Source organism: Streptomyces sp. NPDC001157, assembly GCF_053598255.1.
On sequence record NZ_JBSFJW010000004.1, the window covers coordinates 212,116 to 233,657 of the forward strand.

The following is a 21,542-nucleotide window of genomic DNA, read 5'->3' on the forward strand; positions in this document are numbered from 1 at the left end:
TCACTTCAGCTCGGTCATCTCCCGTACGTCGCAGTCGGTGAAGGTCGGTGGCCGGCTGCACAGCGCGGCCATCTGCTCGGCCATCCTGCTCGTCTCGGGGTCGCTGCTGTTGCGCATGGCCTCCTCGTACGAGTCGAACTCGATCACGACGAGGTAGCGGCCCGGCTGGTTCCGGTCCTGGAGGACCAGGCGGTGCGTCGGGCCGCCGCTGCGGCTCGACGCACGCTTGTCGGCCTCCTGGACCAGCGCACGCATCTCCTCGATGCGCTCGGTTTCGAAGTCGATGATCTGGGCGAACTTCATCGGTGCTTCCATGGTGCCTCCACCCGGCAGCGGCGCTCCCGGGCGGAAGCGCTCAGCACTCAACGAAGCACCGGGAACGGTGGTCGGCAATTCGCCGCGCACCGGTCCCGGTGGTGGTTGTTTCTACGTCCGTCGCAGTCAGGCCTGGATGCTGTCCTTCGCAGCGCCTTCGCTCTTGCTCTGCGCCGCCTGGGACGCCGCCTGCTTCTTGGACGCCCGCAGGCTGGTGATGGTGGTGACGATGAGGACCGAGCAGATCACGCCGAGGGAGACCGGTATGGAGATCTCCGGGACGTGGACGCCGGACTCGTGCAGTGCGTGCAGCACCAGCTTGACGCCGATGAAGCCGAGGATGATCGACAGGCCGTAGCTGAGGTGGACCAGCTTCTTCAGCAGTCCGCCGATCAGGAAGTACAGCTGCCTGAGGCCCATCAGCGCGAAGGCGTTGGCGGTGAAGACGATGTACGGGTCCTGGGTCAGGCCGAAGATCGCGGGGATCGAGTCGAGCGCGAACAGGACGTCGGTGGTGCCGATGGCGAGCATCACGACCAGCATCGGCGTCATGACCCGCTTGCCGTTCTGCTGGATCCACAGCTTGGTGCCGTGGTAGCGGTCGGCGACGCCGAAGCGGCGCTCGGCGGCCTTGAGCAGCTTGTTCTCCTCGAACTCCTCGTCCTCCTCATCGGCCCGAGCCTCCTGGATGAGCTTCCAGGCGGTCCAGATGAGGAAGGCGCCGAAGAGGTAGAAGACCCACGCGAAGCTGGCGAGGATCGCCGCACCGGCGGCGATGAAGATCGCCCGCAGGACCAGGGCTATGAGGACGCCCACGAGCAGCACCCGCTGCTGGTACTGGGACGGCACCGCGAACTTCGCCATGATCAGGACGAAGACGAAGAGGTTGTCGACGCTCAGGGACTTCTCGGTGATGAAGCCCGCGAAGAACTCGCCGCCGGCCTGGCCGCCGCCGAAGAGGAGCAGCCCGAGCCCGAAGAGCCCGGCCAGGGCGATCCAGACGACCGTCCAGATCCCGGCTTCCTTGATCGAGACGTCGTGCGGTTTGCGGCCGATGAAGAAGTCGACCGCGATCAGGGCGGCAAGGCCCACGATGGTCAGGACCCACAGGGTCGGGGAAACATCCACTGCGCCTCCGGCAATACGTAACGGCAGATGACCAGCGTCGTCGCGCTGCCGGAGGTCTCTTCCACCCAGGGTGGGCCGACGCCCCGGGATCAGCCTTGATCCGTATTGACGGGTACGCCGCAGTCGACAGGGAGTACTCCCCTCCGTGAGGACTACAGTACCCACATCGCCAAGGAAAGGTAAAGCAGTTAGCAAAAGAAAGGTCAAAATACCAGGTCAGTGGCCTTTACCGGTACTTGGTGCGGGCCGTTGCCACCTGGGTGAGCACCTGCTGGAGCACCTGGCTGCCGTTGGGCACCAGGGCCGGCTCGTAGGTCCAGGCGTGGCCGACCCACGGGTCGGCGAGGTGGTCGTCGGGCAGCGGGGTGAGGCGCAGCAGCGAACGCCACAGGGGGTCGAGCAGAGGACCGTACCCGGCGGCCTCCTCGCGGTCCGCAACCATCATCAGATGGACGCCCACGGCCGGGCCCTCGTCCGCGAGATAGCGCAGCTGGGTGACGGCCCGGTCGTCGAAGCCGTGCGGGAAGTCGTTGACGATCAGGAGCTGTTCGGCGGTGTCCAGGCCGGGCGGGAGCGAGTCGGCCGCACCGCCGCGCACCGCCATCTGCACCAGGTCGACGCGCTCGGTGAGCCGGGTCAGGACGTCCGCCACACCCGCCGCCCCCAGGGCAGGCGGGCCCGCGAGTACGCCGCTGTGCACGAGCGGAGCGAGCGGCTGGGCCGCGGAGCCGGCCGGGTCGATGACGTGCACGGTGAACTCGCCCGTCGGATAGACCGCGAGCAGCCGGGCCGCGAGCGCCACCGCGGTGTCCATCGCGAGGCGTCCCAGCTCATTGGCGTCCGCGACCGGGTCGTCGAGGGACGCCGGACGTCCGCTGTCGATCCACAGGCCGCGTTCGAGCGGCAGGCGGACCAGCATCGGGATGCGCAACAGCTCGCTCTCGGGCAGCGAGAGGTCGCCCAGACGCAGGGCCATGGGGATCTCCATCGGCACCCGGTAGGCGTGCCAGACGGGGTTGTCCCAGCGCGCGTACGCGGGCGGCAGCGCGGGCTCGACCACATCGGCCTCGGCGGCGAGCTGGGCGAGGTCCCGGTCGAGCGCCGCCCTGGCCTGGTCGACGAGCTGCGCGTGCTTGGCGCGGGCCGCCTCGCGCGCGGCGTCGCCCTGGCCGCCGATTCTGTTGCGCGGGTCGGACAGGGCCTGGTCGAGCTCCTTCTCCATGCGCGAGTCGGCGAAGTCGACGGCACTGCGGTAGGCGGCCGTGGTGCGGGCGAGGTCTTCGAACATGCCCCAGACCTGGTTGTACAACCGCTCGTCCATGGACCAGCCGGTCGCGTCGCCCGCGATCGGCGGCGCGGGCTGTCCTGGCGGGGCCGGGGGCGCGGTCGGCGGGGGCGGTGGCGGAGCGGCGGCCTGCCGCCCCGGGTGGCTGTAGTTGACCGGGCCGCCGGCGGTGGGCGAGGACGGCTGCGTGACCGCGGAAGGATCCGCCGGGTACCCGGACTGGGCGCCCTGTGGTCCATACGGAGATGCGGGCGGCGGGGGTACGGGACCGGGGACGCCCTGGGGTGCCGCGGTACCGCCCTGGTCGGGTCCGTGCGCCGGCGCGGCGGCCTGGCGGGTGCGGTCCCCCTCCGCGGTGCGCTGCGGGGGTGCCGGAACCGACCGGGCCAGGCCCTGGGCGACCGCGTCGTTGATGGTGCCCGCGAGGCGCTGGGCCTCGGTCAGTCCCTGGTCGGCGAAGAGCTCGGCGAGGCCGCCCGCGTACCCCTGGCCGACGGCACGCACCTTCCAGGCACCCTGGCGGCGGTAGAGCTCCAGGGCGACGACGGCGCACTCGGCGTCCAGACCGGTGATCGTGTAGCTGGCGACCTCGGTGCCGTCCAGGCCCGTGACCGCCACGAAGGGGGCGGCGACCGTGCCGAAGCGGACCGGGCCTCCCCCGCCTGCCGTGGGCAGGGCGAGCAGCACATTGACCCGGTGCACGGCCTCCGGCATGGCGTCCAGGTCCACCGCGAGACGGTGGTCGGCGGCCGCCTGCTTGGAGACCTCGAGCCCGGGCAGGGTCGGCGCCCCCGGGTGGGCCACCCATTCGACGCCGCGGGCCTTGCCGTTCTCGTCGCTGAGCGTGGCCGAGGCCACGATCGGCGTGCCGGCCGCAACCCGGATCTCGAGACGGGACTGGGAGAGCGGGTGGTTCTGCCCCCGCACCAGCTCGGCCGTCATCGCCCTCGTCCCCCTGTGTCGCTGGTGTGTCGTGTCGGGTGCCGCCGGGACCTGTCTTGGCGGCAGGCCCCGGCGGGGAGGTTCTACAGGTGCGGCAGGATCGCCGGCATCAGGTCCTGGAAGGTGCGGCCGTTGGCCGGGGTGCCGAGGGCCGTCATCGTCCAGCCCGGACCCGAGCGGTGTACCTTCGCCATGATCTGGGCCGTGTAGGCGCCGCCGCCCGCAAGCGTGTAGCGGGCGAGCTCCTGGCCGTTGGTCTCGTCGACGAGGCGGCAGAACGCGTTCTGCACCTCCTGGAACGTCTGGCCGGTGAAGGAGTTCACGGTGAAGACGATCTGGTCGATGTGGACCGGGATGCGCGCCAGGTCCACGAGGATCGCCTCGTCGTCGCCGCCCTGGCCGACACCGCCGACGAGGTTGTCACCGGTGTGGCGCACGGAGCCGTCGTCGCTCACCAGGTGGCGGAAGAAGACGACGTCGACCGGCTGCTTGTCGGCGAACAGGACAGCGGAGGCATCCAGGTCGATCTCCCGGGTGCGCGAGCCGAACAGGCCGCGCCGGGGGGCCGCCTGCCAGCCGAGACCCATGCGGACCGCGGTCAGGCTGCCTCCGTCGTTCTTCTGCAGACTGATGGCCTGACCCTTGGTCATGTTGACGGTCACGCGCTGATCCCCTCTCGAACTGTCCCCTGTTGCCGCAAAGTCCGCGGTTGACCAAAACCCTACGCAGGGCCGCCGAGACTGCCGCACCCCGACCCGTACTTTGTGTCGGTCTTGCAACACAGAGCGCATGGGCCGAGGTGCGGCGGCGCGCGGTCAGGCCAGGCCAGCCTCTCTCATCTGGCGCAGCTCCTTCTTCATCTCGGATACCTCGTCGCGCAGCCGGGCCGCGACCTCGAACTGGAGGTCGGCGGCGGCGGCGCGCATACGCGCCGTCATCTCCTCGATCTGGTCGGCGAGTTCGGCCGCGGGACGGTCGGTCGGGACCGTCTCCTTGGCCTTGCCCTTGGCGGTCTTGGCACCGCCGGCCGCCTTGGAGCCGAGAGCGGGCACAGGTGCCTTGGCGCCCTTGCCGTCCTTCAGCTTGCGGTAGCCCGAGCCGAGCAGCTGTTCCGTGTCGACGTCCTCGCGGGCGATCTGGGCGACGATGTCGTTGATCTTCTTGCGCAGCGGCTGGGGGTCGATGCCGTTCGCCGTGTTGTACGCGACCTGCTTCTCCCGGCGGCGGTTGGTCTCCTCGATGGCCTTCTCCATCGCCGGGGTGATCTTGTCGGCGTACATGTGGACCTGGCCCGAGACGTTGCGCGCGGCGCGGCCGATGGTCTGGATCAGCGACGTACCGGAGCGCAGGAAGCCTTCCTTGTCGGCGTCCAGGATGGCCACCAGGGACACCTCGGGCAGGTCGAGGCCCTCTCGCAGCAGGTTGATGCCGACCAGGACGTCGAACTCGCCGGAGCGCAGTTCGCGCAGCAGCTCGATGCGGCGCAGGGTGTCGACGTCGCTGTGCAGATAACGGACCTGGATGCCGAGCTCCAGGAAGTAGTCCGTGAGGTCCTCGGCCATCTTCTTGGTGAGGGTGGTGACCAGGACGCGCTCGTCCTTCTCGGTGCGGGTGCGGATCTCGTGCACCAGGTCGTCGATCTGGCCCTCGGTGGGCTTGACCACCACCTCCGGGTCGATCAGGCCGGTGGGGCGGATGATCTGCTCCACGGCGCCGTCCGCGCGCGAGAGCTCGTACTTGCCCGGGGTCGCCGACAGATAGACCGTCTGCCCGATGCGCTCCTGGAACTCCTCCCACTTCAGGGGCCGGTTGTCGAGGGCTGAGGGCAGGCGGAAGCCGTGGTCGACGAGGGTGCGCTTGCGGGAGGCGTCGCCCTCGTACATCGCGCCGATCTGCGGGACGGTGTTGTGGGACTCGTCGATGACCAGCAGGAAGTCGTCCGGGAAATAGTCCAGCAGGGTGTTGGGCGGGGAGCCGGGTTGCCGGCCGTCGAAGTGCATCGAGTAGTTCTCCACGCCGGAGCAGGAGCCGATCTGGCGGAGCATCTCGAGGTCGTACGTCGTCCGCATCCGCAGGCGCTGGGCCTCCAGGAGCTTGCCCTGCTTCTCCAGCTCGGCCAGGCGCTCCCCGAGCTCCTTCTCGATGTCGTTGACCGCCCGCTCCATGCGCTCGGGGCCGGCGACGTAATGGGAGGCCGGGAAGACGTACAACTGCTGGTCGTCGCTGATGATCTCGCCGGTGATCGGGTGGAGCGTGGAGAGAGCCTCGATCTCGTCGCCGAACATCTCGATGCGGACGGCGAGTTCCTCGTAGACCGGGAAGATCTCGATGGTGTCGCCGCGAACGCGGAAGGTGCCCCGGGTGAAGGCCAGGTCGTTGCGCGTGTACTGGATGTCGACGAAGCGGCGCAGCAGCTGGTCGCGGTCGATCTCGTCGCCGACCCTGAGCGGGACCATGCGGTCCACGTACTCCTGTGGCGTGCCGAGGCCGTAGATGCAGGACACCGAGGCGACCACGACGACGTCACGGCGGGTGAGCAGCGAGTTCGTCGCGGAGTGGCGCAGGCGCTCGACCTCCTCGTTGATCGAGGAGTCCTTCTCGATGTAGGTGTCCGACTGCGGGACGTAGGCCTCGGGCTGGTAGTAGTCGTAGTACGAGACGAAGTACTCGACCGCGTTGTTCGGCAGCAGCTCGCGGAACTCGTTCGCCAGCTGGGCGGCCAGGGTCTTGTTCGGCGCCATCACCAGGGTGGGGCGCTGAAGCTTCTCGATCATCCACGCCGTGGTGGCGGACTTGCCGGTGCCGGTGGCGCCGAGCAGGACGACGTCCTTCTCGCCTGCCTCGATGCGCCGGGCGAGTTCGGCGATCGCCTGCGGCTGGTCGCCGCTGGGCTGGTAGGGGCTGACGACCTCGAAGGGCGCCACCGTGCGTTCGATGTTGGAAACGGGCCGCATGGAATCAACCGTACGACCCGGCACTGACAACGGGGACCGATCAGCGGTTCTGCGGGGTGCGGGAGCTGCGTCGGGCCGACTGCCGGGCAGGGCGGAGCGGGGCGTGGGCCGGGTGGTGGACGGCCGGGTGGGCCGGGACGCCCGGCTTGTTCTCGACGGGGGTCAGGGTGGGCTTGCCCATGACCATCAGCGGATCGAACATCACGACCACGGCGGCGAGCGCGAGGAAGGCGAGAGGGCCCACCAGCATGGGCCACAGCAGTGCGGCGGGCGAGTCCCCGGAGGCCGGGGCGGCGGTGTCGTGGAGGTGGACGCTGAGGGCCGCCATGCCCGTGTAGTGCATGCCGCTGACGGCGAGCCCCATGACCAGGCTCGCGCCCACGCTCCACAGGAAGCCCCTGACCTGTCCGGCTGCCCACAGGGCGGCGGTTGCGGCCACCATCGCGATGACGACGGAGGCACCGACGGTCACCGTGTTGTATTCCAGCCTTCCGTTCAGGCGCATTCCCGCCATGCCCAGATAGTGCATCGAGGCGATTCCCAGGCCGGTGATCGTGCCCCCGGTGAACAGGGCTGTCCCCTTCGCGCCCTTGTAACCGACGATGAAGATCCCGACGCCCACCATGACAATGGCGACACCGAGGCTGGCGAACGTGGTCGCCTTGTCGTAATGGATCGGCGCCTGTTTGACCGTGAACCCCATCATCGCGACGAAGTGCATGGTCCATATGCCGGAGCCGATGGCCGCCGACCCGAGGGCCAGCCAGCCGGGCCGCCAGGAGCGAGCCACGAGCATGGATCTGGTCGTGCAGCGCAGCCCCAGGGCGCCACCGAGGGAGGCCATGAGATAGGCCACCACCGGTGTGACGAGTCCGTAGCTGAATCCGTCGACCGTGCCCTGCATGCGCGGCTGCCCTTCCCGCCCTCTTACGTCCCGGAATTCCCTGAAATGCGCCCCCTCCCAGGACCGCCCGAGCGGTCAGGGTTGAGGCAGAGAGTATGACTCCCACCAGAATGGTCGAACGATTTTCCGGCAAAGAAACACGTCGCTGCCCCACTTGTGCGGCCGCAGTGAGCGGACTTGGGCGAGTGCGTTCAATGTGTGGTCGTTCTGTACCCCTCCGTCGTTGACGCTCTGCTGTCACAGTTGAGCTGTCCGTGTTCATTCGACACGAGGAGTACGCATGTACGCGCGCGCAGTCGCCGCCATCACCACCGCGCTCCTGGGGACCGCCGGCGTCCTGCTGCCCGGCTCCGCCGCGCGGGCCGGCGACGTCGACGAACGCCCGCTGGTCATCGGGCACCGGGGGGCGTCCGCCTACGCTCCGGAGAACACGCTGGCCTCCATCGACAAGGCGGCCCGGCTGGGCATCCCATGGGTGGAGAACGACGTCCAGCGCACCAAGGACGGCGAGCTCGTCGTCATCCACGACGACAGCCTGCAGCGCACGACCGACGTCGAGCAGGTCTTCCCCTGCCGGACGTCCTGGGATGTGAAGGACTTCACCGCGGCCGAGATCGCCCGCCTCGACGCGGGAAGCTGGTTCGGTCACCGGTACGCGGGCGCACGCGTGCCGAGGCTGGACGAGTACATGCGCCGTGTCGAGCACAACCACCAGAAGCTGCTGCTGGAGATCAAGAATCCCGAGCTGTATCCGGGCATCGAACAGCAGACCCTGAAGGTGCTCGCCAATGACGGCTGGCTCGACCGTCAGCACCTGGCCGACCGGCTGGTCGTGCAGAGCTTCAGCGCGGACAGCCTGCGGATCGTCCACGACCTGAAGCCCGCCGTCAGGACGAGCTTCCTCGGTACACCGCACGTCTCGGACCTGCCCGCCTATGCGCACTTCACCGACGGGATCAATCCCTCTTTCGGCTCGATCTCGATGGGTTACGTCGCCGCCGTGCACGCTTTCACGGGACCGCACGGCAAGCCGCTCAACGTCTTCACCTGGACCGTGAACGACGCGGACACCGCCCGGCAGGTCACCCGGTACGGCGTGGACGGCATCATCACCAACGAGCCCGACGTGGTCCGGGCCGCGCTCCAGGCACCCTGAGCCCCGTTCGCCGGGCGTTGTCAGTGGCGGGTCGTACGGTGGGCGCATGGACAGCGATGGGCAGTACGAACAGCAGGTCGTGTGGGCGGTGGTCGGTACCGGGATCGGTCCGCTGCTGCTGGCCGCGACCCGCGAGGGCCTGGTCAACGTCGTGTTCCACGCCACGGACGCGGTGCGTGACAGGGCACTCGAGCGGCTGGCGTCCCGGCTGGGCCGCGAGCCCGTCGAGGCACCCGACTCGCCCCTGCTGGCCGAGGCGATACGGCAGGTCGAGTCGTACTTCGCGGGCGAGCGGCGCGACTTCGAGCTGTCGCTGGACTGGTCGCTGATCTCGGGCTTCAACCGGCAGGTGCTGCGCGAGCTGGCCTCGGGCGTGCCGTACGGCGCGGTCGTGGGCTACGGCGACCTGGCCGGGCGGGTGGGTCAGCCGGGCGCGGCCCAGGCCGTGGGGGTGGCGATGGGGTCCAATCCGCTGCCGATCGTCGTGCCCTGTCACCGGGTGGTGGAGAGCGACGGGGGCATCGGCGGCTTCGGGGGCGGGCTGGAGACGAAGCGCAAGCTGCTGGCCCTGGAAGGAGTGCTGCCCGAGCCGCTGTTCTGAGACACAGGCCCCCGGAGGCGCGCGAAGGGTGGTCGGGAAGCGGGGGCGGTAGCAGACTCCGCCATGCGCACAGCCACTGGCATCCGAAGGCTCGGAGCCGAAGGGACGGCGATCACGCATGAGCGGAAACAGGGCAGTCGCGTATCTCAAGCCGGGCGCGGTGGAAGTCAGGACCATCGACTACCCGACGCTTGAACTCCAGGACGGGCCAGGGGTCGCACCCGAGAACGTCGGCCGCAAGTGCCGGCACGGTGTGATCCTCAAGGTGCTCGCCACCAACATCTGCGGAAGCGACCAGCACATGGTGCGCGGGCGGACGACCGCACCGGAAGGGCTGGCCCTCGGACACGAGATCACCGGAGAGGTCGTCGAACGGGGTCCGGACGTCGAGTTCATCGATGTCGGCGACATCGTCTCCGTACCGTTCAACATCGCCTGCGGGCGGTGCCGCAACTGCAAGGAGCGCAAGACCGGCATCTGTCTGAACGTCAACCCGGCCCGCCCCGGGGCGGCGTACGGCTATGTCGACATGGGCGGCTGGGTCGGCGGCCAGGCCCAGTACGCCATGGTCCCGTACGCGGACTTCAACCTGCTGAAGTTCCCGGACCGGGACGAGGCGCGCGAGAAGCTGCTCGATCTGACCATGCTGTCGGACATCTTCCCGACCGACTTCCACGGCGTGGTGTCCTCGGGTGCCGGGGTCGGCTCGACGGTCTACATCGCCGGAGCGGGGCCGGTCGGTCTCGCCGCGGCCGCGTCGGCGCAGCTGCTGGGCGCCGCCGTGGTCGTCGTCGGCGACCTCAATGCCGAACGCCTCGCGCAGGCAAGGAGCTTCGGCTGCGAGACCGTCGACGTCTCCCAGGGCAGCGTCGAGGACCAGCTCGCGCAGATCCTCGGGGAGCCCGAGGTGGACGCGGCAGTCGACGCGGTCGGCTTCGAGGCCCGGGCGCACGGCAAGGACGCCGGGGAGGCGCCCGCGACGGTACTCAACTCGCTGATGGGCATCACGCGCGCGGGCGGTGCGCTGGGCATCCCCGGGCTGTACGTCACGGCCGACCCCGGCGGGATCGACGAGGACGCCAAGTCCGGGACCCTGAAGGTTCGGCTCGGGCTCGGCTGGGCCAAGAGCCATCACTTCACGACCGGTCAGTGCCCGGTGATGAAGTACCACCGGGGCCTGATGATGGCGATCCTGCACGGGCGCGTGCACATCGCCAAGGCGGTGAACGCGACCGTCATCGGCCTGGAGGACGCACCACGCGGCTACGCCGAGTTCGACCAGGGCGCCAGCCGCAAGTACGTGCTCGATCCGCATGGGGCACTGAACGGCGTGCGCCCCGTCTGAAGTCCTGAACTGCACGACAGGAGAGGCCGGAAAGGGACATGGGTGCCCACGCGCGCGTGGGCACCCGCCGGTCCGCCTGGGCACCTCGCTAGTCGTAGTGCCGGGCTTCGAAGACGTTTCCGTCCGGGTCGCGGAAGTAGAAGCTGCGCCTGGCCTTTCCGCGGGCGCCGTAGGAGTCGTAGGAGAACTCGGAGACGGGGACGGCGCGTTCCTCGAGGCGGCTGTGCAGAGCGTCGAAGTCGTCGCCGGGCAGCGCCAGACAGACGTGGTTGACGGGGTGGCCCGCGCTGTCGGCGGCGCCCGGGAGCATCTTCATGTGCTCCGCCATGGAGTGGGGCATGAGGTCGAGGATGGTCTCGTCGTTGAGCCGTACCGAGGGGAACGACGCCTTCCCCGCGGAGAACTCGGTGATCCTCAGGGGGCGCAGCCCGACCGCCTTCTCGTAGAAGTCGGCCGAGGCGACCGGGTCGTGCACCCACAGGACGACATGGTCGAGACGTGTCGTGTTGTCCGTCATGTTCTTCAGGCTGGTACCGCCTCCACCGGGCCGCAAGGGTGTGACCGGAGCTCCCGGTCGCGGGACTACGCCTTGGTCCCCCAAGCCGAGATCATCGGTGCCGTGGCCAGGTCCATCCCGCCGGCCTGGATGTTCGCCAGGTGGCGGTCGATGTCCTCGTTCGTGGCGAGGTTCGCGGTGACGAGGGTGTCGCGGATCTGGCGGATCGTGGCCGACTCGAGGGCGGCGCAGGCCGGGGAGGTGAGGGGGAAGTACACATCGGCCTCCACGCCGTGCAGGCCGACCTCGCGGAGCAGACGTGGCAGGCGACGACCGTAGGAGAGGTCCGCGCCGCGGTCGGCGAGCAGCCTGCGGAATCCGTGCCGCAGACGGTTGGCGAGTCGTTGCTCGGGGCCGTGCTCATCGGGGCAGAGCAGGGGCTGCAGCGCGGGGTCGGCATCCTCGATCAGGAGTCGGCCGCCGGGCCGCAGGGCCTTGATCATCGACCGCAACGCCCGTTCGCGGTCCGGCACATGGACGAGGACCAGCCGGGCGTGCACCAGGTCGAAGGCCTCACCCGGCGGTTCCTCGGCGCCCACGTCGTGGACGCGCACGTCCACCTGCGGGCGGGCCGCGGAGGCGAGCAGCGACGTGTCGATGTCGGTGGCGACGACCTGTCCGGTCGGGCCGACCTTCTCGGCGAGCCAGGACACCACCGAGGTGCCGCCCGCGCCGACCTCCCAGCAGCGCAGGCCGGAGTCGATGCCGAGCGCTTCCAGGTGCCGGAAGGTCGTGGGGTCGAAGAGGGTGGCGAAGGCATCGAAGCGCTCCGCCGCCTCGCTCTGCCGGTTGTCGAGGAGATAGCCGTCGGATCGCTTCATGACGCGATGGTCCCACTTGCCCGGCCAACCCGAAGCGGTCGACGAGTCACCTGCGGCGAGCTGGGCAGACGTTCTGTCGGCAACCCCTTCGTCCACAGGCGGGAACCAACCGGAATGCCGTGCTCCCACAGGCTCACCCGCCCCTTACGCAGACCTGGCAAACTGGCGCGCCAAGGCACAGACAGGCGGCTCACCACGGGGGCGAACCGCGAACCGCGCATCGAGCCCGGAGATCCACGCAAGGAGATCCAGATATGTCCATGGCAGGGAATCTGCGCAAGGTCACCCACCTCAGCACGGTCGGCGGCCTGCGCAAGGTGGCACGGCTGGCCAGGCGGCGGCCACGCGTCGACCTGAGTCACCCGGCCCGGTCCCCGCTGGGCTCCTCAGTGGTGAACTGCGTGACGTACCGGGACGGCGTGCGGGTGCCCGGGGGCAGTGACCTGGTCGACGCAGTGGAGCGAGTCCGGAAAAACCGTGACGGGTTCGTGTGGCTCGGGCTGCACGAGCCGACGGACCAGGAGTTCGCGGGCATCGCCGAGCTCTTCGATCTGCATCCGCTGGCGGTCGAGGACGCGATCGAGGCCCATCAGCGCCCGAAGCTGGAGCGGTACGGCGAGACGCTGTTCGCGGTGTTCAAGACGGTCTGCTACGTCGAGCACGAGGAGCTCACGGCGACCAGCGAGGTGGTGAACACCGGCGAGATCATGGTGTTCGTCGGCGAGGACTTCGTGATCACGGTCCGGCACGGGATGCATGGTTCGCTGGGCCCGCTGCGCGAGGGGCTGGAGGCCGACCCGCAGCAGCTCGCGAAGGGGCCGGCCGCGGTGCTGCACGCGATCGCGGACCATGTGGTCGACGACTACCTGCTGGTCACCGACTCGGTGCAGGCGGACATCGACCAGGTGGAGATGGACGTGTTCGCGGAGAACGGCGCTCGGGCCGACCCCGGCCGGATCTACCAGCTCAAGCGTGAACTCCTCGAGCTGAAGCGGGCCGTGGTCCCCCTAGGACGCCCTGTGGAGGATCTGGCGACCCGGCCGATCCGGGTGGTCGACCCGGAGATACAGGCCTACTTCCGGGACGTCCTCGACCACCTCATGCGGGCGAAGGAGCAGATCGCCTCCTTCGACGAACTGCTCAACTCGATCTTGCAGGCCCATCTCGCGCAGGTCACGGTCGCACAGAACGAGGACATGCGGAAGATCACGGCCTGGGCCGCGGTGATCGCGGTGCCGACGATGGTCTGCGGTGTGTACGGCATGAACTTCGATCACATGCCGGAACTGCACTGGAGGTTCGGATACCCCCTGGTCATAGGCGTGATGACGGTGGCGTGCCTGGCGCTGTACCGCGGCTTCCGGCGCAGCGGCTGGCTGTGAGGCGCTCCGTCGGGCGGGTCAGCGCGTCGTGCCTCGCGCGTAGACACCGTGGGCGAAGTCGGCGATCTGCTCCTCCGTCAGGTGCCGGGCCACGTCGGCCTCGCTGATCATGCCGACCAGCCGCTTGTTCTCGATGACGGGGAGCCGGCGGATCTGATGGTCCTGCATCTCCCGGAGCACGTCACCGACGTCGGCGTTCGCGTCGATCCAGCGGGGGGTGCCGTGGGCCATCTCGCCGGCGGTGACCTTGGCCGGGTCGTGGCCCATGGCTACGCAGCCGATGACGATGTCGCGGTCGGTGAGGATGCCGCAGAGCCGCTCGTTCTGGTCGCTGATGGGCAGGGCTCCGACGTTCAGTTCGCGCATCAGCTGGGCCGCGCGGTCCAGTGTCTCGTGGGCGGGGATCCACTGGGCGCCACGGTGCATGATGTCTCCGGCGGTGGTCATGGAGTACCTCCCGGTGCCGGACGGCCGGCGCGGCGCGGGGACGCACCGCTAGTCCCGGCGCCCTACATTCTCGCCGCGCGGCCCGACACCTGCACCCGGAACTCCGCGGTAACGGGCGGCCGGGGCGCGGCGCCTGAGAGACCTCAGGCCGAGAAGCCCACGATCTTCCGCGGGACGATGCGGATGATCACGCGGACCTCGTCGTCCTTCTCGCCGGGCGGGTCGATGCCGAGGTACTTGTGCGAGAGCTCGTACGGGAGCCGCTTGCCCTCGTCGGGGAGGATCTCGGCGGTGCCGCGGATCTCGACCGAGGTGTAGGGGTCGGCGAGGTCGAAGACCGAGAGGCTGATGCGGGGGTCGCGGCGGAGGTTTCGCACCTTCTGGCGTCCGTCGGTGGAGGAGAAGAGCACGGTGTCGCCCTCGCGCTTGATCCAGACCACCGAGTTCTGCGGGGCGCCGTCGGGGCCGAGGGTGGCGACGCTGGCGAAGTTCTTGCCGTCGAGGAGAGTGCGGACGGAGTCGGCGAAGGGGACGGGAGCACTCGAGGAGGTCGTCATGGGACCACAGTAACTACATGCGCTTGCATATAAAAGGGGGTTGTCGATCAGCCCCTCCATGCGGGATGGCGTGGGTCGTCGGCACGTACCAGGACGTCGGCCGTGCCGGCCGGATCGGTCTCGTCGGTGTAGCGCTCGAAGGCGGGGAGCGTCCAGTGGTCGGCCTCGGGGGTGCGGCGGCGGAGGGCGCCGGGCGAGAGGAGGACATGGACGGTCAGGTCGAAGGGGAACCAGTGGCGCAGCAGGAGGGGGCCGTGCAGCAACAGGAAGCCGCCGGGCGGGAGTTGGGTGTAGGGCGTGCGGGTGGCGCGGTCGGTGACCGGGTCCCACAGGTCGGGCAGGACGCGTCCGTCGCCGTCGGGTTCGAGTGGGCCGAACACTTCGCGCCAGAGGGCGCCGGTGTCCAGCCAGCCGTCGTAATAGGCGTCGACGTCGCGGTGGCCGTACTCGAGGCGGACGGAGGCGGGGCGCAGAAAGCCCTCCGCGCCGACGGTCAGCGAGGGGCGGCCGCGAACGCGCAGGGCCTCGGCGACGCGTTCGGCGAGGTCCACCGGGCGGGCTGCCGGGGCTCCGTCGAAGGCGATGCGGGGCCAGGGGCTGCCGTCGGCGGGCTTCAGGTCGAGCAGACGCTCGGCCAGGAGGTCGCCGAGCCGGTCCCAGGTGATCGCTTCGAGTCGCACATGGCCCATGATGCGTCAGCCGTCGGCCGGGATGCGCCTCGCACCGGTCGAAGGGCGGCGCGGAGGAGGGATGGAGGGAGAGGGTGCGGCGGGCGCGATTTCGCGGTAGTCCGGAGTGCCGTCGGGGGGAAGGAAGTATCTATGGCACATCTTGCAACTCCTGCGCCGCGCACCGGGATTGTCGTCTTCCAGCCGATCAAGAGACGGCACTGCGGGGAGTGCCATGCAGGACCGTTGCCGCTGCTCGTGCTGGAGGAGGGGGCACCGCGGTGCCTCGACTGTGCCGATCTCGGACATCTGGTGTTCCTGCCGCGCGGCGACACGGCACTGACCCGGCGGTCGCGGGAGGAGAGTGCGTTGTCGGCGGTAGTGGTGCGCTTCAACCGGCGCAGATCGCGGTACGAGCGGCAGGGCGTCCTGGTCGAGGAGGCGGGGCTCGCACGGGCCGAGGAGCGGTGCCTGGCGGACGCGGAGGCTCGGCGGCGGCGCCGGGTGCGGGACGCCCGGCGGCGGATCGAGGAGGACCTGCGGTTCACGGAGGCGTTCGCGGCGGAGATACGACGACTGTTTCCCGGGTGCCCGGCGGAGCGGGCCCAGGCGATCGCTGCGCATGCGTCGGTGCGGGGCAGTGGGCGGGTGGGTCGGAGTGCGGCCGGGCGGGCGCTGTCCGAGGCGGCGGTGGTCTCCGCGGTCGCGGCGTCCGTCCGGCACGTGGACACGCCGTACGACCAGCTGCTGATGAGCGGCGTACCGAGGCACGAGGCTCGGCGGCGGATCGGGGCGGCGGTGGAGACGGTGCTGCGAGGGTGGCGTTCCGAAGAGGCGGGGGTCGGTTGACGCGGGGTGTGGGGGGTTGGTTGACGCGGGGCGGGGGTCGGCTGACGCGGGCCGGGGGCCGCTGGCGCAGGGCGGGATCGGTCGGCGAAAGGCCGGGGCCCGTCGATGCGCGTCCGGGGGCCGGCCCGTCAGTGAAGGTCCGGGGTCGTGGCCAAAGGCGGGGGTCGTTGACGAAGAAGATCGGGTCGGTCCATGAAAGGCGGGCACCACTGAGGACGGAACGCGGCCGCTCCGCGAAAGGCAGAGGCTCGTCGGCGACAGGCCGGAGTCGCTCCACGAAAGGCAGAGGCTCATCGGCAAATGGCCGAGATCGATTAAAGATGGCCGCGGCTCGTCGACGGCTGGCCGGGGTCGATTGTCCAAGGGTGGGGGCCGTCGGCGACAGCCGACGGCAGCAGGCGAAGGGCGAGGCCGATCAGCGACAAGCCAAGGTCGATAGGCGACGGCCGAGCCCCTAGACAACAGGCCGACGTCAATTGCCGAAGGGCAGAGGCCGTCAGCGAAAGGCCGAGGTCGATCGGCAAAGACCGAGCCCATAGACAACAGGCCGACATCAATTACTGAAGGGCAGAGGCCGTCGGCAAAAGGCCGAGAGCGATTGGCGAAGACCGAGCCCATCGACGACAGGCCGACATCAATTGCGGAAGGACGGAGGCCGTCAGCGAAAGGCCGAGGTCGATCGGCGAACACCGAGCACATCGTCAGGCCGAGATCACTTACTGAAGGGCAGAGGCCGTCGGCAAAAAGCCGACGTCGATCGGCGAAAGGCGGGGCCGTTGACGCAAGACGCGGGGGCCATCGATGAAGAACCAGGGTCCGTTGGCGAAAGGCCATGACCTGCGGTGCGTTGCGAGCGGCCTGCTTGGCGTGGTCGACGAACGGCACCATTACGCCGGTGCCCGTACCGGTGCCCCAGGTTTGGCGAAAAGCCGGGGACCGGCGGCGAGAGGCCCGGATGCGTTGGCAGCAGGCCCGGGCCGGTTGGCAAGACGCACGGAACTGTCGGCGAAAGGCACGGGGCCCTTGCCGAAGGGAGATCGGGTCGCAGGCGGCTCGCCTTCGTCGCGGGCACGACCGACGGCCGGCGGATCATGGCTGGACGCTCGCGTATGTGAGCGCGTTCTTCGGCCATGGTCACTGTGCTCGTACGGGAATTCACTTGTGGTGACAGGAGGTGCCGGGGAAGATCTCGGCTCTAAGCGGGAGTTGACGACATGATCGATGGACCGTATCTCTGGCTGACGGTGCTGGGCGTGCTCGGGACCGGTCTGGTGGCCGGGGTTTTCTGCGGCTTCTCGACGTTCGTGATGAGGGGGCTCGCCGCTCTGCCGCCCGCGCAGGGCGTGGCCGCGATGAATGCGATCAACGTGACCGCGGTGATGCCGGCGTTCATGCTCGTGTTCGTGGGGTCGGCGGTGCTGTGCGCGGTGCTCGCGGTGGTGACGTTCGTGCTGTGGCCCGACGACGGGCGGGTGGAACTGCTGGTGGGCAGCGCGCTGTATTTGTTCGGCTCCTTCGGGGTGACCATGGTCGCGAACGTGCCGCGCAACGACACTCTGGCCAAGCTCGACCCGGGCACCCCGGAAGCCGCCGCGTACTGGCCGTCGTACATACGCGAGTGGACGTTCTGGAATCACGTGCGGATGGTCGCCTCGGCCGGTTCGGCGGTGGCGTATGTGCTGGCGCTGACCTGAGAGTGCTCAGAGGACTGAGCGGGCGCTGAGGAGTTCCGGGCGGATGCTGGGAGAAGCCTGAGAAAGGCGTTGCGGAAAGCGCTGTCCGTCCCCTCTGCGCATGGGCCCGTGGAGTCGTATCGTGGCCGAAAGAGTGCCGCCCGATGACGCACGGCTCGTCGTACGCGTAGGCAAGGAAGACGGCCATGGCCGATCCCAAGGGATTCATGACCACGCCTCGCCAGGACTGGCCCCGCCGCCCGGTCGCGGAACGGGTCCAGGACTGGGACGAGGTCTACGTCCCCGGAGCGCTGCTGCCCATCATCAACAAGCAGGCCGACCGGTGCATGGACTGCGGCATACCGTTCTGCCACGACGCCTGTCCGCTGGGGAATCTGATACCGGAGTGGAACGACCTCGTCAGCCGGGACGACTGGCGGCAGGCGGCCGACCGGCTGCATGCCACGAACAACTTCCCCGAGTTCACCGGGCGGTTGTGTCCCGCGCCGTGCGAGGCGGGGTGTGTGCTCGCCATCAACCAGCCGGCGGTCACGATCAAGAACGTCGAGGCCGCCATCGCGGACCAGGCCTGGGAGCTGGGGTTCGCGCCGCCGCGGCCGCCGGACCGGCTGTCCGGGCGGACCGTCGCCGTGATCGGGTCCGGGCCGACCGGGCTGGCCGCCGCCCAGCAGCTGACACGGGCCGGGCATACGGTCGCCGTGTACGAGAAGGACGACCGGCTCGGCGGGCTGATGCGGTACGGCATCCCCGAGTTCAAGATGGAGAAGCACCATCTGGACCGGCGACTGGAGCAGATGCGGGCCGAGGGGACCAAGTTCCGTACGTCGACGTCGGTCGGGCGGGACGTGGGGGCGGCGGAGCTGCGGGCCCGGTACGACGCCGTGGTGATCGCGACGGGGGCGACCGCGTGGCGTGAACTGCCCATACCCGGGCGGGAGTTGGCCGGAATACAGCAGGCGATGGAGTACCTTCCGCTGTCCAACCGGGTGCGCGAAGGCGACTTGGAGAGCTCTCCGATGTCCGCCGCGGGGAAGCACGTCGTCATCGTCGGCGGCGGCGACACGGGGGCGGACTGTCTGGGGACCGCGGTGCGTGAAGGGGCCGCGTCCGTCACGCAGTTGGACATCTACGCCCAGCCCGGCGCCGAGCGCGACGAGGACGCCGAGCCCTGGCCGACGTATCCGAAGATCTACCGCCTGTCGGCCGCCCACGAGGAGGCGCGGGATCTGGAGACGGCACCGGCGGCGGACGCGGACGCACGGCTGTTCGCGGCATCCACGCTCCGCTTCACCGGCGACGAGAGCGGGCATGTGCGCTCGCTGCACCTGGTCGAGGTGGACGCGGGCCGGCGCCCGCTGCCGGGCACCGGGCGGACGCTCCCCGCGGACCTCGTGCTGCTCGCGCTCGGCTTCTCCGGACCCGACCGGGAGGACGGGCTCGTCGACCAGCTCGGGCTGGCGATGGAGCCCCGCGGGACGATCGCCCGGGATGCGGGGTTCGCGACGAACGTGTCCGGTGTGTTCGCGGCCGGGGATGCCGCGCGGGGGCAGTCGCTGATCGTGTGGGCGATCGCGGAGGGGCGGGCGGTGGCGGCGGCCGTCGACCGCTATCTGACGGGGAGTTCGCGGCTCCCGGCGCCGATCGGGCCGTACGACCGCCCGATGACGGTGTAGCCCGGCGCCTCCCTGTCCCGCCCAGAGGTCAAGCAGGTCAGGCGAAGTCCACTGCGGTTCGGCAGCGCCCCTTGAGGGGCGCGGGCTGCATCCCTATGCGGCTCCGCGGCGCGACCAGCCACAACGATGCCGCAGCCAAAAGACGGCACCTCGCCGCCCGGCGGCGGAGCCACACACCGGCACACCCGCGGAGCGCTCAGCGGCGCCGCTCGTCCGTCCCCGCCACCTTGCCCGTCGAGAGCGCCACCCGGTTCCAGGTGTTGATCGTGAAGATCAGGGCGAGTACGTGGGCCAGTTCCTGCTCGTCGAAATGGGCCGCGGCCTGCGCATAGACCTCGTCCGGGACGCCGCCGTCGGCCACCAGCGTCACCGCCTCCGTCAGGGCGAGGGCGGCCTGTTCCCGCTCGGTGAAGAAGTGGCGGGCCTCGCGCCATACGGCCACCATGTGCAGCCGGTCCTCGCTCTCGCCGGCCTTGCGGGCGTCGCCCGTGTGCATGTGCAGGCAGTACGCGCAGTGGTTGAGGTGCGAGGCCCGGATCTGGATCAGTTCGACGAGGGTCGGGTCGAGTCCCTCGCGGGCGGCGGCGTCGAAGCCGATGAGCGCGCGGAAGACCTTCGGGGCGGACTTCGCGAAGTCGAGGCGGGCCTTTTCGGCCACGGCCGCGGCTACGGAGGTGCCGATCGCGTTCGTCGAGTTCGTCGGTGTGCTCGTCGTCGTGTTCGTCGTCATGTGCTTCAACCTATGCGGTGGAAAGACCCACGGTAGGGTGCATTTTCATGGCGAAAGCATGGGTCAATTCCGCCGAGCGGATCGGGGCCGACCTGCATCTTGAGCTGGCCGAGGCGGGTGGGCGGCGGGCCGCGCTCATCGGGGCGCTGCGCGAGGCCGTACGGGAGGGGCGGCTCGCTCCGGGCACCCGGCTGCCGCCGTATCGCTCGCTCGCCGCCGACCTCGGTGTCGCCCGCAACACGGTGGCCGACGCGTACGCGGAGCTCGTGGCGGAGGGTTGGCTCACCGCCCGGCAGGGCTCGGGCACCCGGGTGGCGGACCGAGCCGAACCTCTGCGGCATGCCGAGCGGGCACCCGGAAAGGCACCGGCACGCGCGCGTGGACCTCGCCACGATCTGCGCCAGGGCACCCCGGACGCGTCCGCGTTCCCGCGTGCGGCCTGGCTGGCGTCCTATCGGCGGGCCGTGCAGCAGGCGCCCAACGAGGTGTTCGGCCCCGGCGATCCCGCCGGCCGGATCGAGCTGCGGAAGGCGCTCACGGAGTATCTGGCACGCGCGCGTGGTGTGCGCACCGAGCCGGACCGGATCGTGATCTGCTCCGGTTTCGCGCACGGGCTGCGGCTGCTCTTCGGCTCCCGGGACCCGGTCCTCGCCGGCCCCCTGGCCGTGGAGGCGTACGGGCTGCCGTTCCACCGGGAGCTGCTCGCTGCCGCGGGCGTGCGGACCGTGCCGCTCCCCCTGGACGAACAGGGCGCACGCGTCGACCGGCTGGCGCGGGAGCGGGCCGTTCTGCTCACGCCCGCGCACCAGTTCCCCACCGGAGGGCCGCTGCACGCGGAGCGCCGGGCCGCGGTCGTGGACTGGGCACGCGCGCGTGGCGGGGTGGTGGTGGAGGACGACTACGACGGGGAGTTCCGTTACGACCGCAGGCCCGTCGGGGCGGTCCAGGGACTCGACCCCGAGCGGGTGATCCTCCTCGGCTCGGTCAGCAAGAGCCTTTCGCCGGCCGTGCGGCTGGGCTGGATGGTGCTGCCCGGGCGGTACGTGGCCGGTGTGCTCGCGGCCAAGGGCGAGCGCGAGGCGTGGGCGAGCGTCCTCGACCAGCTGAGTCTCGCCGACTTCATCGTGTCGGGCTCGTACGACCGTCATGTGCGGCGTATGCGGCAGCGGTACCGCAGCCGCCGCGACCGCCTCGTCGCGGCGCTCGCCGGGCACGCACCGCACATCGAGGTCACCGGGGTGGCGGCGGGCCTGCACGCGGTGCTGCGGCTGCCGCCCGGCACGGAACGGTCCGCCGTCAAGGCCGCCGCCTGGCAGGGAGTCGCCCTCGACGGACTGGCCGATTTCCGCCACCCGGCGGCGGACATGGCGGCCCAGGACGGTCTGGTCGTGGGGTACGCCACGCCCTCCGAGCATGCGTACGGCGCGGCGTTGGAGGCACTGTGCGGAGTGCTGCCGCCGGAGGGGGACAAACCCCGTCCCGCCTCCCGCTGATCCGCCTCCCCCACAGGGGTCAGGGCTTGCGTCCCACGGCCC

The 21,542-nt window shown here is 69.9% G+C and carries 20 protein-coding genes; 8 read left to right on the forward strand and 12 right to left on the reverse strand.

What is annotated here, in order from left to right:
* The 6 genes from ACWDAG_RS09275 to ACWDAG_RS09300 all read right to left on the reverse strand — a co-directional run bounded on the left by ACWDAG_RS09275 (position 1) and on the right by ACWDAG_RS09300 (position 7,528).
* The gene (locus ACWDAG_RS09275) at positions 1-315 is read right to left on the reverse strand and encodes a hypothetical protein (RefSeq protein WP_450694974.1); all 315 of its coding nucleotides are present in this window, start codon (positions 313-315) and stop codon (positions 1-3) included.
* Between the two features lie 126 nt (positions 316-441).
* Complete coding sequence (locus ACWDAG_RS09280; protein ID WP_450694975.1) at positions 442-1,443, reverse strand: TerC/Alx family metal homeostasis membrane protein; 1,002 nt, start codon at positions 1,441-1,443, stop codon at positions 442-444.
* 226 nt (positions 1,444-1,669) lie between these two features.
* Positions 1,670-3,670 (reverse strand): TerD family protein, encoded by a 2,001-nt coding sequence (locus tag ACWDAG_RS09285; protein WP_450694976.1) that lies wholly within the window; start codon positions 3,668-3,670, stop codon positions 1,670-1,672.
* Positions 3,671-3,753: 83 nt separating this feature from the next.
* Positions 3,754-4,332 carry a TerD family protein gene (locus ACWDAG_RS09290; protein ID WP_030933261.1) on the reverse strand — a complete coding sequence of 193 codons (579 nt, stop codon included), beginning with the start codon at positions 4,330-4,332 and terminating at the stop codon, positions 3,754-3,756.
* Positions 4,333-4,485: 153 nt separating this feature from the next.
* Positions 4,486-6,624, reverse strand: coding sequence for an excinuclease ABC subunit UvrB (gene uvrB, locus ACWDAG_RS09295; RefSeq protein WP_450694977.1), 2,139 nt, complete (start codon positions 6,622-6,624; stop codon positions 4,486-4,488).
* A gap of 40 nt (positions 6,625-6,664) precedes the next feature.
* A complete protein-coding gene (locus ACWDAG_RS09300; protein ID WP_450694978.1) occupies positions 6,665-7,528 on the reverse strand; it encodes an MHYT domain-containing protein in 864 nt (287 codons plus the stop codon).
* A gap of 280 nt (positions 7,529-7,808) precedes the next feature.
* On the opposite strand from ACWDAG_RS09300, the gene ACWDAG_RS09305 reads away from it, so the two are divergent.
* The 3 genes from ACWDAG_RS09305 to fdhA all read left to right on the forward strand — a co-directional run bounded on the left by ACWDAG_RS09305 (position 7,809) and on the right by fdhA (position 10,630).
* The gene (locus tag ACWDAG_RS09305) at positions 7,809-8,684 is read left to right on the forward strand and encodes a glycerophosphodiester phosphodiesterase (protein ID WP_450694979.1); all 876 of its coding nucleotides are present in this window, start codon (positions 7,809-7,811) and stop codon (positions 8,682-8,684) included.
* A 46-nt stretch (positions 8,685-8,730) separates the two neighbouring features.
* A complete protein-coding gene (locus tag ACWDAG_RS09310; RefSeq protein ID WP_450694980.1) occupies positions 8,731-9,285 on the forward strand; it encodes a methylated-DNA--[protein]-cysteine S-methyltransferase in 555 nt (184 codons plus the stop codon).
* A gap of 118 nt (positions 9,286-9,403) precedes the next feature.
* Complete coding sequence (gene fdhA, locus ACWDAG_RS09315; protein ID WP_450694981.1) at positions 9,404-10,630, forward strand: formaldehyde dehydrogenase, glutathione-independent; 1,227 nt, start codon at positions 9,404-9,406, stop codon at positions 10,628-10,630.
* A gap of 88 nt (positions 10,631-10,718) precedes the next feature.
* Here fdhA and ACWDAG_RS09320 read toward each other — a convergent pair whose 3' ends face one another.
* Positions 10,719-11,147: a VOC family protein gene (locus tag ACWDAG_RS09320; protein WP_450694982.1), complete on the reverse strand. Its 429-nt coding sequence runs from the start codon at positions 11,145-11,147 to the stop codon at positions 10,719-10,721.
* A gap of 65 nt (positions 11,148-11,212) precedes the next feature.
* Positions 11,213-12,007, reverse strand: coding sequence for a methyltransferase domain-containing protein (locus ACWDAG_RS09325; protein ID WP_450694983.1), 795 nt, complete (start codon positions 12,005-12,007; stop codon positions 11,213-11,215).
* A gap of 254 nt (positions 12,008-12,261) precedes the next feature.
* Here ACWDAG_RS09325 and ACWDAG_RS09330 point away from each other — a divergent pair, with 254 nt between their 5' ends.
* Positions 12,262-13,389 carry a magnesium and cobalt transport protein CorA gene (locus ACWDAG_RS09330; protein ID WP_450694984.1) on the forward strand — a complete coding sequence of 376 codons (1,128 nt, stop codon included), beginning with the start codon at positions 12,262-12,264 and terminating at the stop codon, positions 13,387-13,389.
* An 18-nt stretch (positions 13,390-13,407) separates the two neighbouring features.
* Here the strand turns inward: ACWDAG_RS09330 and ACWDAG_RS09335 are convergent, their stop codons facing one another.
* The 3 genes from ACWDAG_RS09335 to ACWDAG_RS09345 form a co-directional block, all read right to left on the reverse strand.
* Positions 13,408-13,836, reverse strand: coding sequence for a CBS domain-containing protein (locus ACWDAG_RS09335; RefSeq protein ID WP_450694985.1), 429 nt, complete (start codon positions 13,834-13,836; stop codon positions 13,408-13,410).
* A 143-nt stretch (positions 13,837-13,979) separates the two neighbouring features.
* On the reverse strand, positions 13,980-14,393 hold the full coding sequence (locus ACWDAG_RS09340; protein ID WP_450694986.1) for a PPOX class F420-dependent oxidoreductase: 414 nt from the start codon (positions 14,391-14,393) through the stop codon (positions 13,980-13,982).
* A gap of 47 nt (positions 14,394-14,440) precedes the next feature.
* A complete protein-coding gene (locus tag ACWDAG_RS09345) occupies positions 14,441-15,073 on the reverse strand; it encodes a uridine kinase (RefSeq protein WP_450694987.1) in 633 nt (210 codons plus the stop codon).
* A gap of 141 nt (positions 15,074-15,214) precedes the next feature.
* On the opposite strand from ACWDAG_RS09345, the gene ACWDAG_RS09350 reads away from it, so the two are divergent.
* From ACWDAG_RS09350 to ACWDAG_RS09360, 3 genes are all read left to right on the forward strand, one after another.
* Positions 15,215-15,910 carry a DUF2293 domain-containing protein gene (locus ACWDAG_RS09350; RefSeq protein ID WP_450694988.1) on the forward strand — a complete coding sequence of 232 codons (696 nt, stop codon included), beginning with the start codon at positions 15,215-15,217 and terminating at the stop codon, positions 15,908-15,910.
* Positions 15,911-17,124: 1,214 nt separating this feature from the next.
* Positions 17,125-17,604, forward strand: a complete 480-nt coding sequence (locus ACWDAG_RS09355) for an anthrone oxygenase family protein (RefSeq protein ID WP_450694989.1) — start codon at positions 17,125-17,127, stop codon at positions 17,602-17,604.
* Positions 17,605-17,789: 185 nt separating this feature from the next.
* Positions 17,790-19,277, forward strand: a complete 1,488-nt coding sequence (locus ACWDAG_RS09360; RefSeq protein ID WP_450694990.1) for a glutamate synthase subunit beta — start codon at positions 17,790-17,792, stop codon at positions 19,275-19,277.
* A gap of 196 nt (positions 19,278-19,473) precedes the next feature.
* Here the strand turns inward: ACWDAG_RS09360 and ACWDAG_RS09365 are convergent, their stop codons facing one another.
* Positions 19,474-20,007: a carboxymuconolactone decarboxylase family protein gene (locus ACWDAG_RS09365; protein ID WP_450694991.1), complete on the reverse strand. Its 534-nt coding sequence runs from the start codon at positions 20,005-20,007 to the stop codon at positions 19,474-19,476.
* A gap of 47 nt (positions 20,008-20,054) precedes the next feature.
* Between ACWDAG_RS09365 and pdxR the strand changes: the two genes are divergently transcribed.
* Positions 20,055-21,500 (forward strand): MocR-like pyridoxine biosynthesis transcription factor PdxR, encoded by a 1,446-nt coding sequence (gene pdxR / locus ACWDAG_RS09370; protein WP_450694992.1) that lies wholly within the window; start codon positions 20,055-20,057, stop codon positions 21,498-21,500.
* Positions 21,501-21,542: the final 42 nt, after the last annotated feature.

Excerpts from the sequence above, each read along its gene's own strand:
- ACWDAG_RS09275 (WP_450694974.1), bottom strand. The coding sequence starts at position 315 with ATGGAAGCACCGATGAAGTTCGCCCAGATCATCGACTTCGAAACCGAG.
- ACWDAG_RS09285 (WP_450694976.1), bottom strand. The coding sequence starts at position 3,670 with ATGACGGCCGAGCTGGTGCGGGGGCAGAACCACCCGCTCTCCCAGTCC.
- uvrB (WP_450694977.1), bottom strand. The coding sequence starts at position 6,624 with ATGCGGCCCGTTTCCAACATCGAACGCACGGTGGCGCCCTTCGAGGTC.
- ACWDAG_RS09300 (WP_450694978.1), bottom strand. The coding sequence starts at position 7,528 with ATGCAGGGCACGGTCGACGGATTCAGCTACGGACTCGTCACACCGGTG.
- ACWDAG_RS09305 (WP_450694979.1), top strand. The coding sequence starts at position 7,809 with ATGTACGCGCGCGCAGTCGCCGCCATCACCACCGCGCTCCTGGGGACC.
- ACWDAG_RS09310 (WP_450694980.1), top strand. The coding sequence starts at position 8,731 with ATGGACAGCGATGGGCAGTACGAACAGCAGGTCGTGTGGGCGGTGGTC.
- fdhA (WP_450694981.1), top strand. The coding sequence starts at position 9,404 with ATGAGCGGAAACAGGGCAGTCGCGTATCTCAAGCCGGGCGCGGTGGAA.
- ACWDAG_RS09320 (WP_450694982.1), bottom strand. The coding sequence starts at position 11,147 with ATGACGGACAACACGACACGTCTCGACCATGTCGTCCTGTGGGTGCAC.
- ACWDAG_RS09325 (WP_450694983.1), bottom strand. The coding sequence starts at position 12,007 with ATGAAGCGATCCGACGGCTATCTCCTCGACAACCGGCAGAGCGAGGCG.
- ACWDAG_RS09330 (WP_450694984.1), top strand. The coding sequence starts at position 12,262 with ATGTCCATGGCAGGGAATCTGCGCAAGGTCACCCACCTCAGCACGGTC.
- ACWDAG_RS09335 (WP_450694985.1), bottom strand. The coding sequence starts at position 13,836 with ATGACCACCGCCGGAGACATCATGCACCGTGGCGCCCAGTGGATCCCC.
- ACWDAG_RS09340 (WP_450694986.1), bottom strand. The coding sequence starts at position 14,393 with ATGACGACCTCCTCGAGTGCTCCCGTCCCCTTCGCCGACTCCGTCCGC.
- ACWDAG_RS09350 (WP_450694988.1), top strand. The coding sequence starts at position 15,215 with ATGGCACATCTTGCAACTCCTGCGCCGCGCACCGGGATTGTCGTCTTC.
- ACWDAG_RS09355 (WP_450694989.1), top strand. The coding sequence starts at position 17,125 with ATGATCGATGGACCGTATCTCTGGCTGACGGTGCTGGGCGTGCTCGGG.
- ACWDAG_RS09360 (WP_450694990.1), top strand. The coding sequence starts at position 17,790 with ATGGCCGATCCCAAGGGATTCATGACCACGCCTCGCCAGGACTGGCCC.
- ACWDAG_RS09365 (WP_450694991.1), bottom strand. The coding sequence starts at position 20,007 with ATGACGACGAACACGACGACGAGCACACCGACGAACTCGACGAACGCG.
- pdxR (WP_450694992.1), top strand. The coding sequence starts at position 20,055 with ATGGCGAAAGCATGGGTCAATTCCGCCGAGCGGATCGGGGCCGACCTG.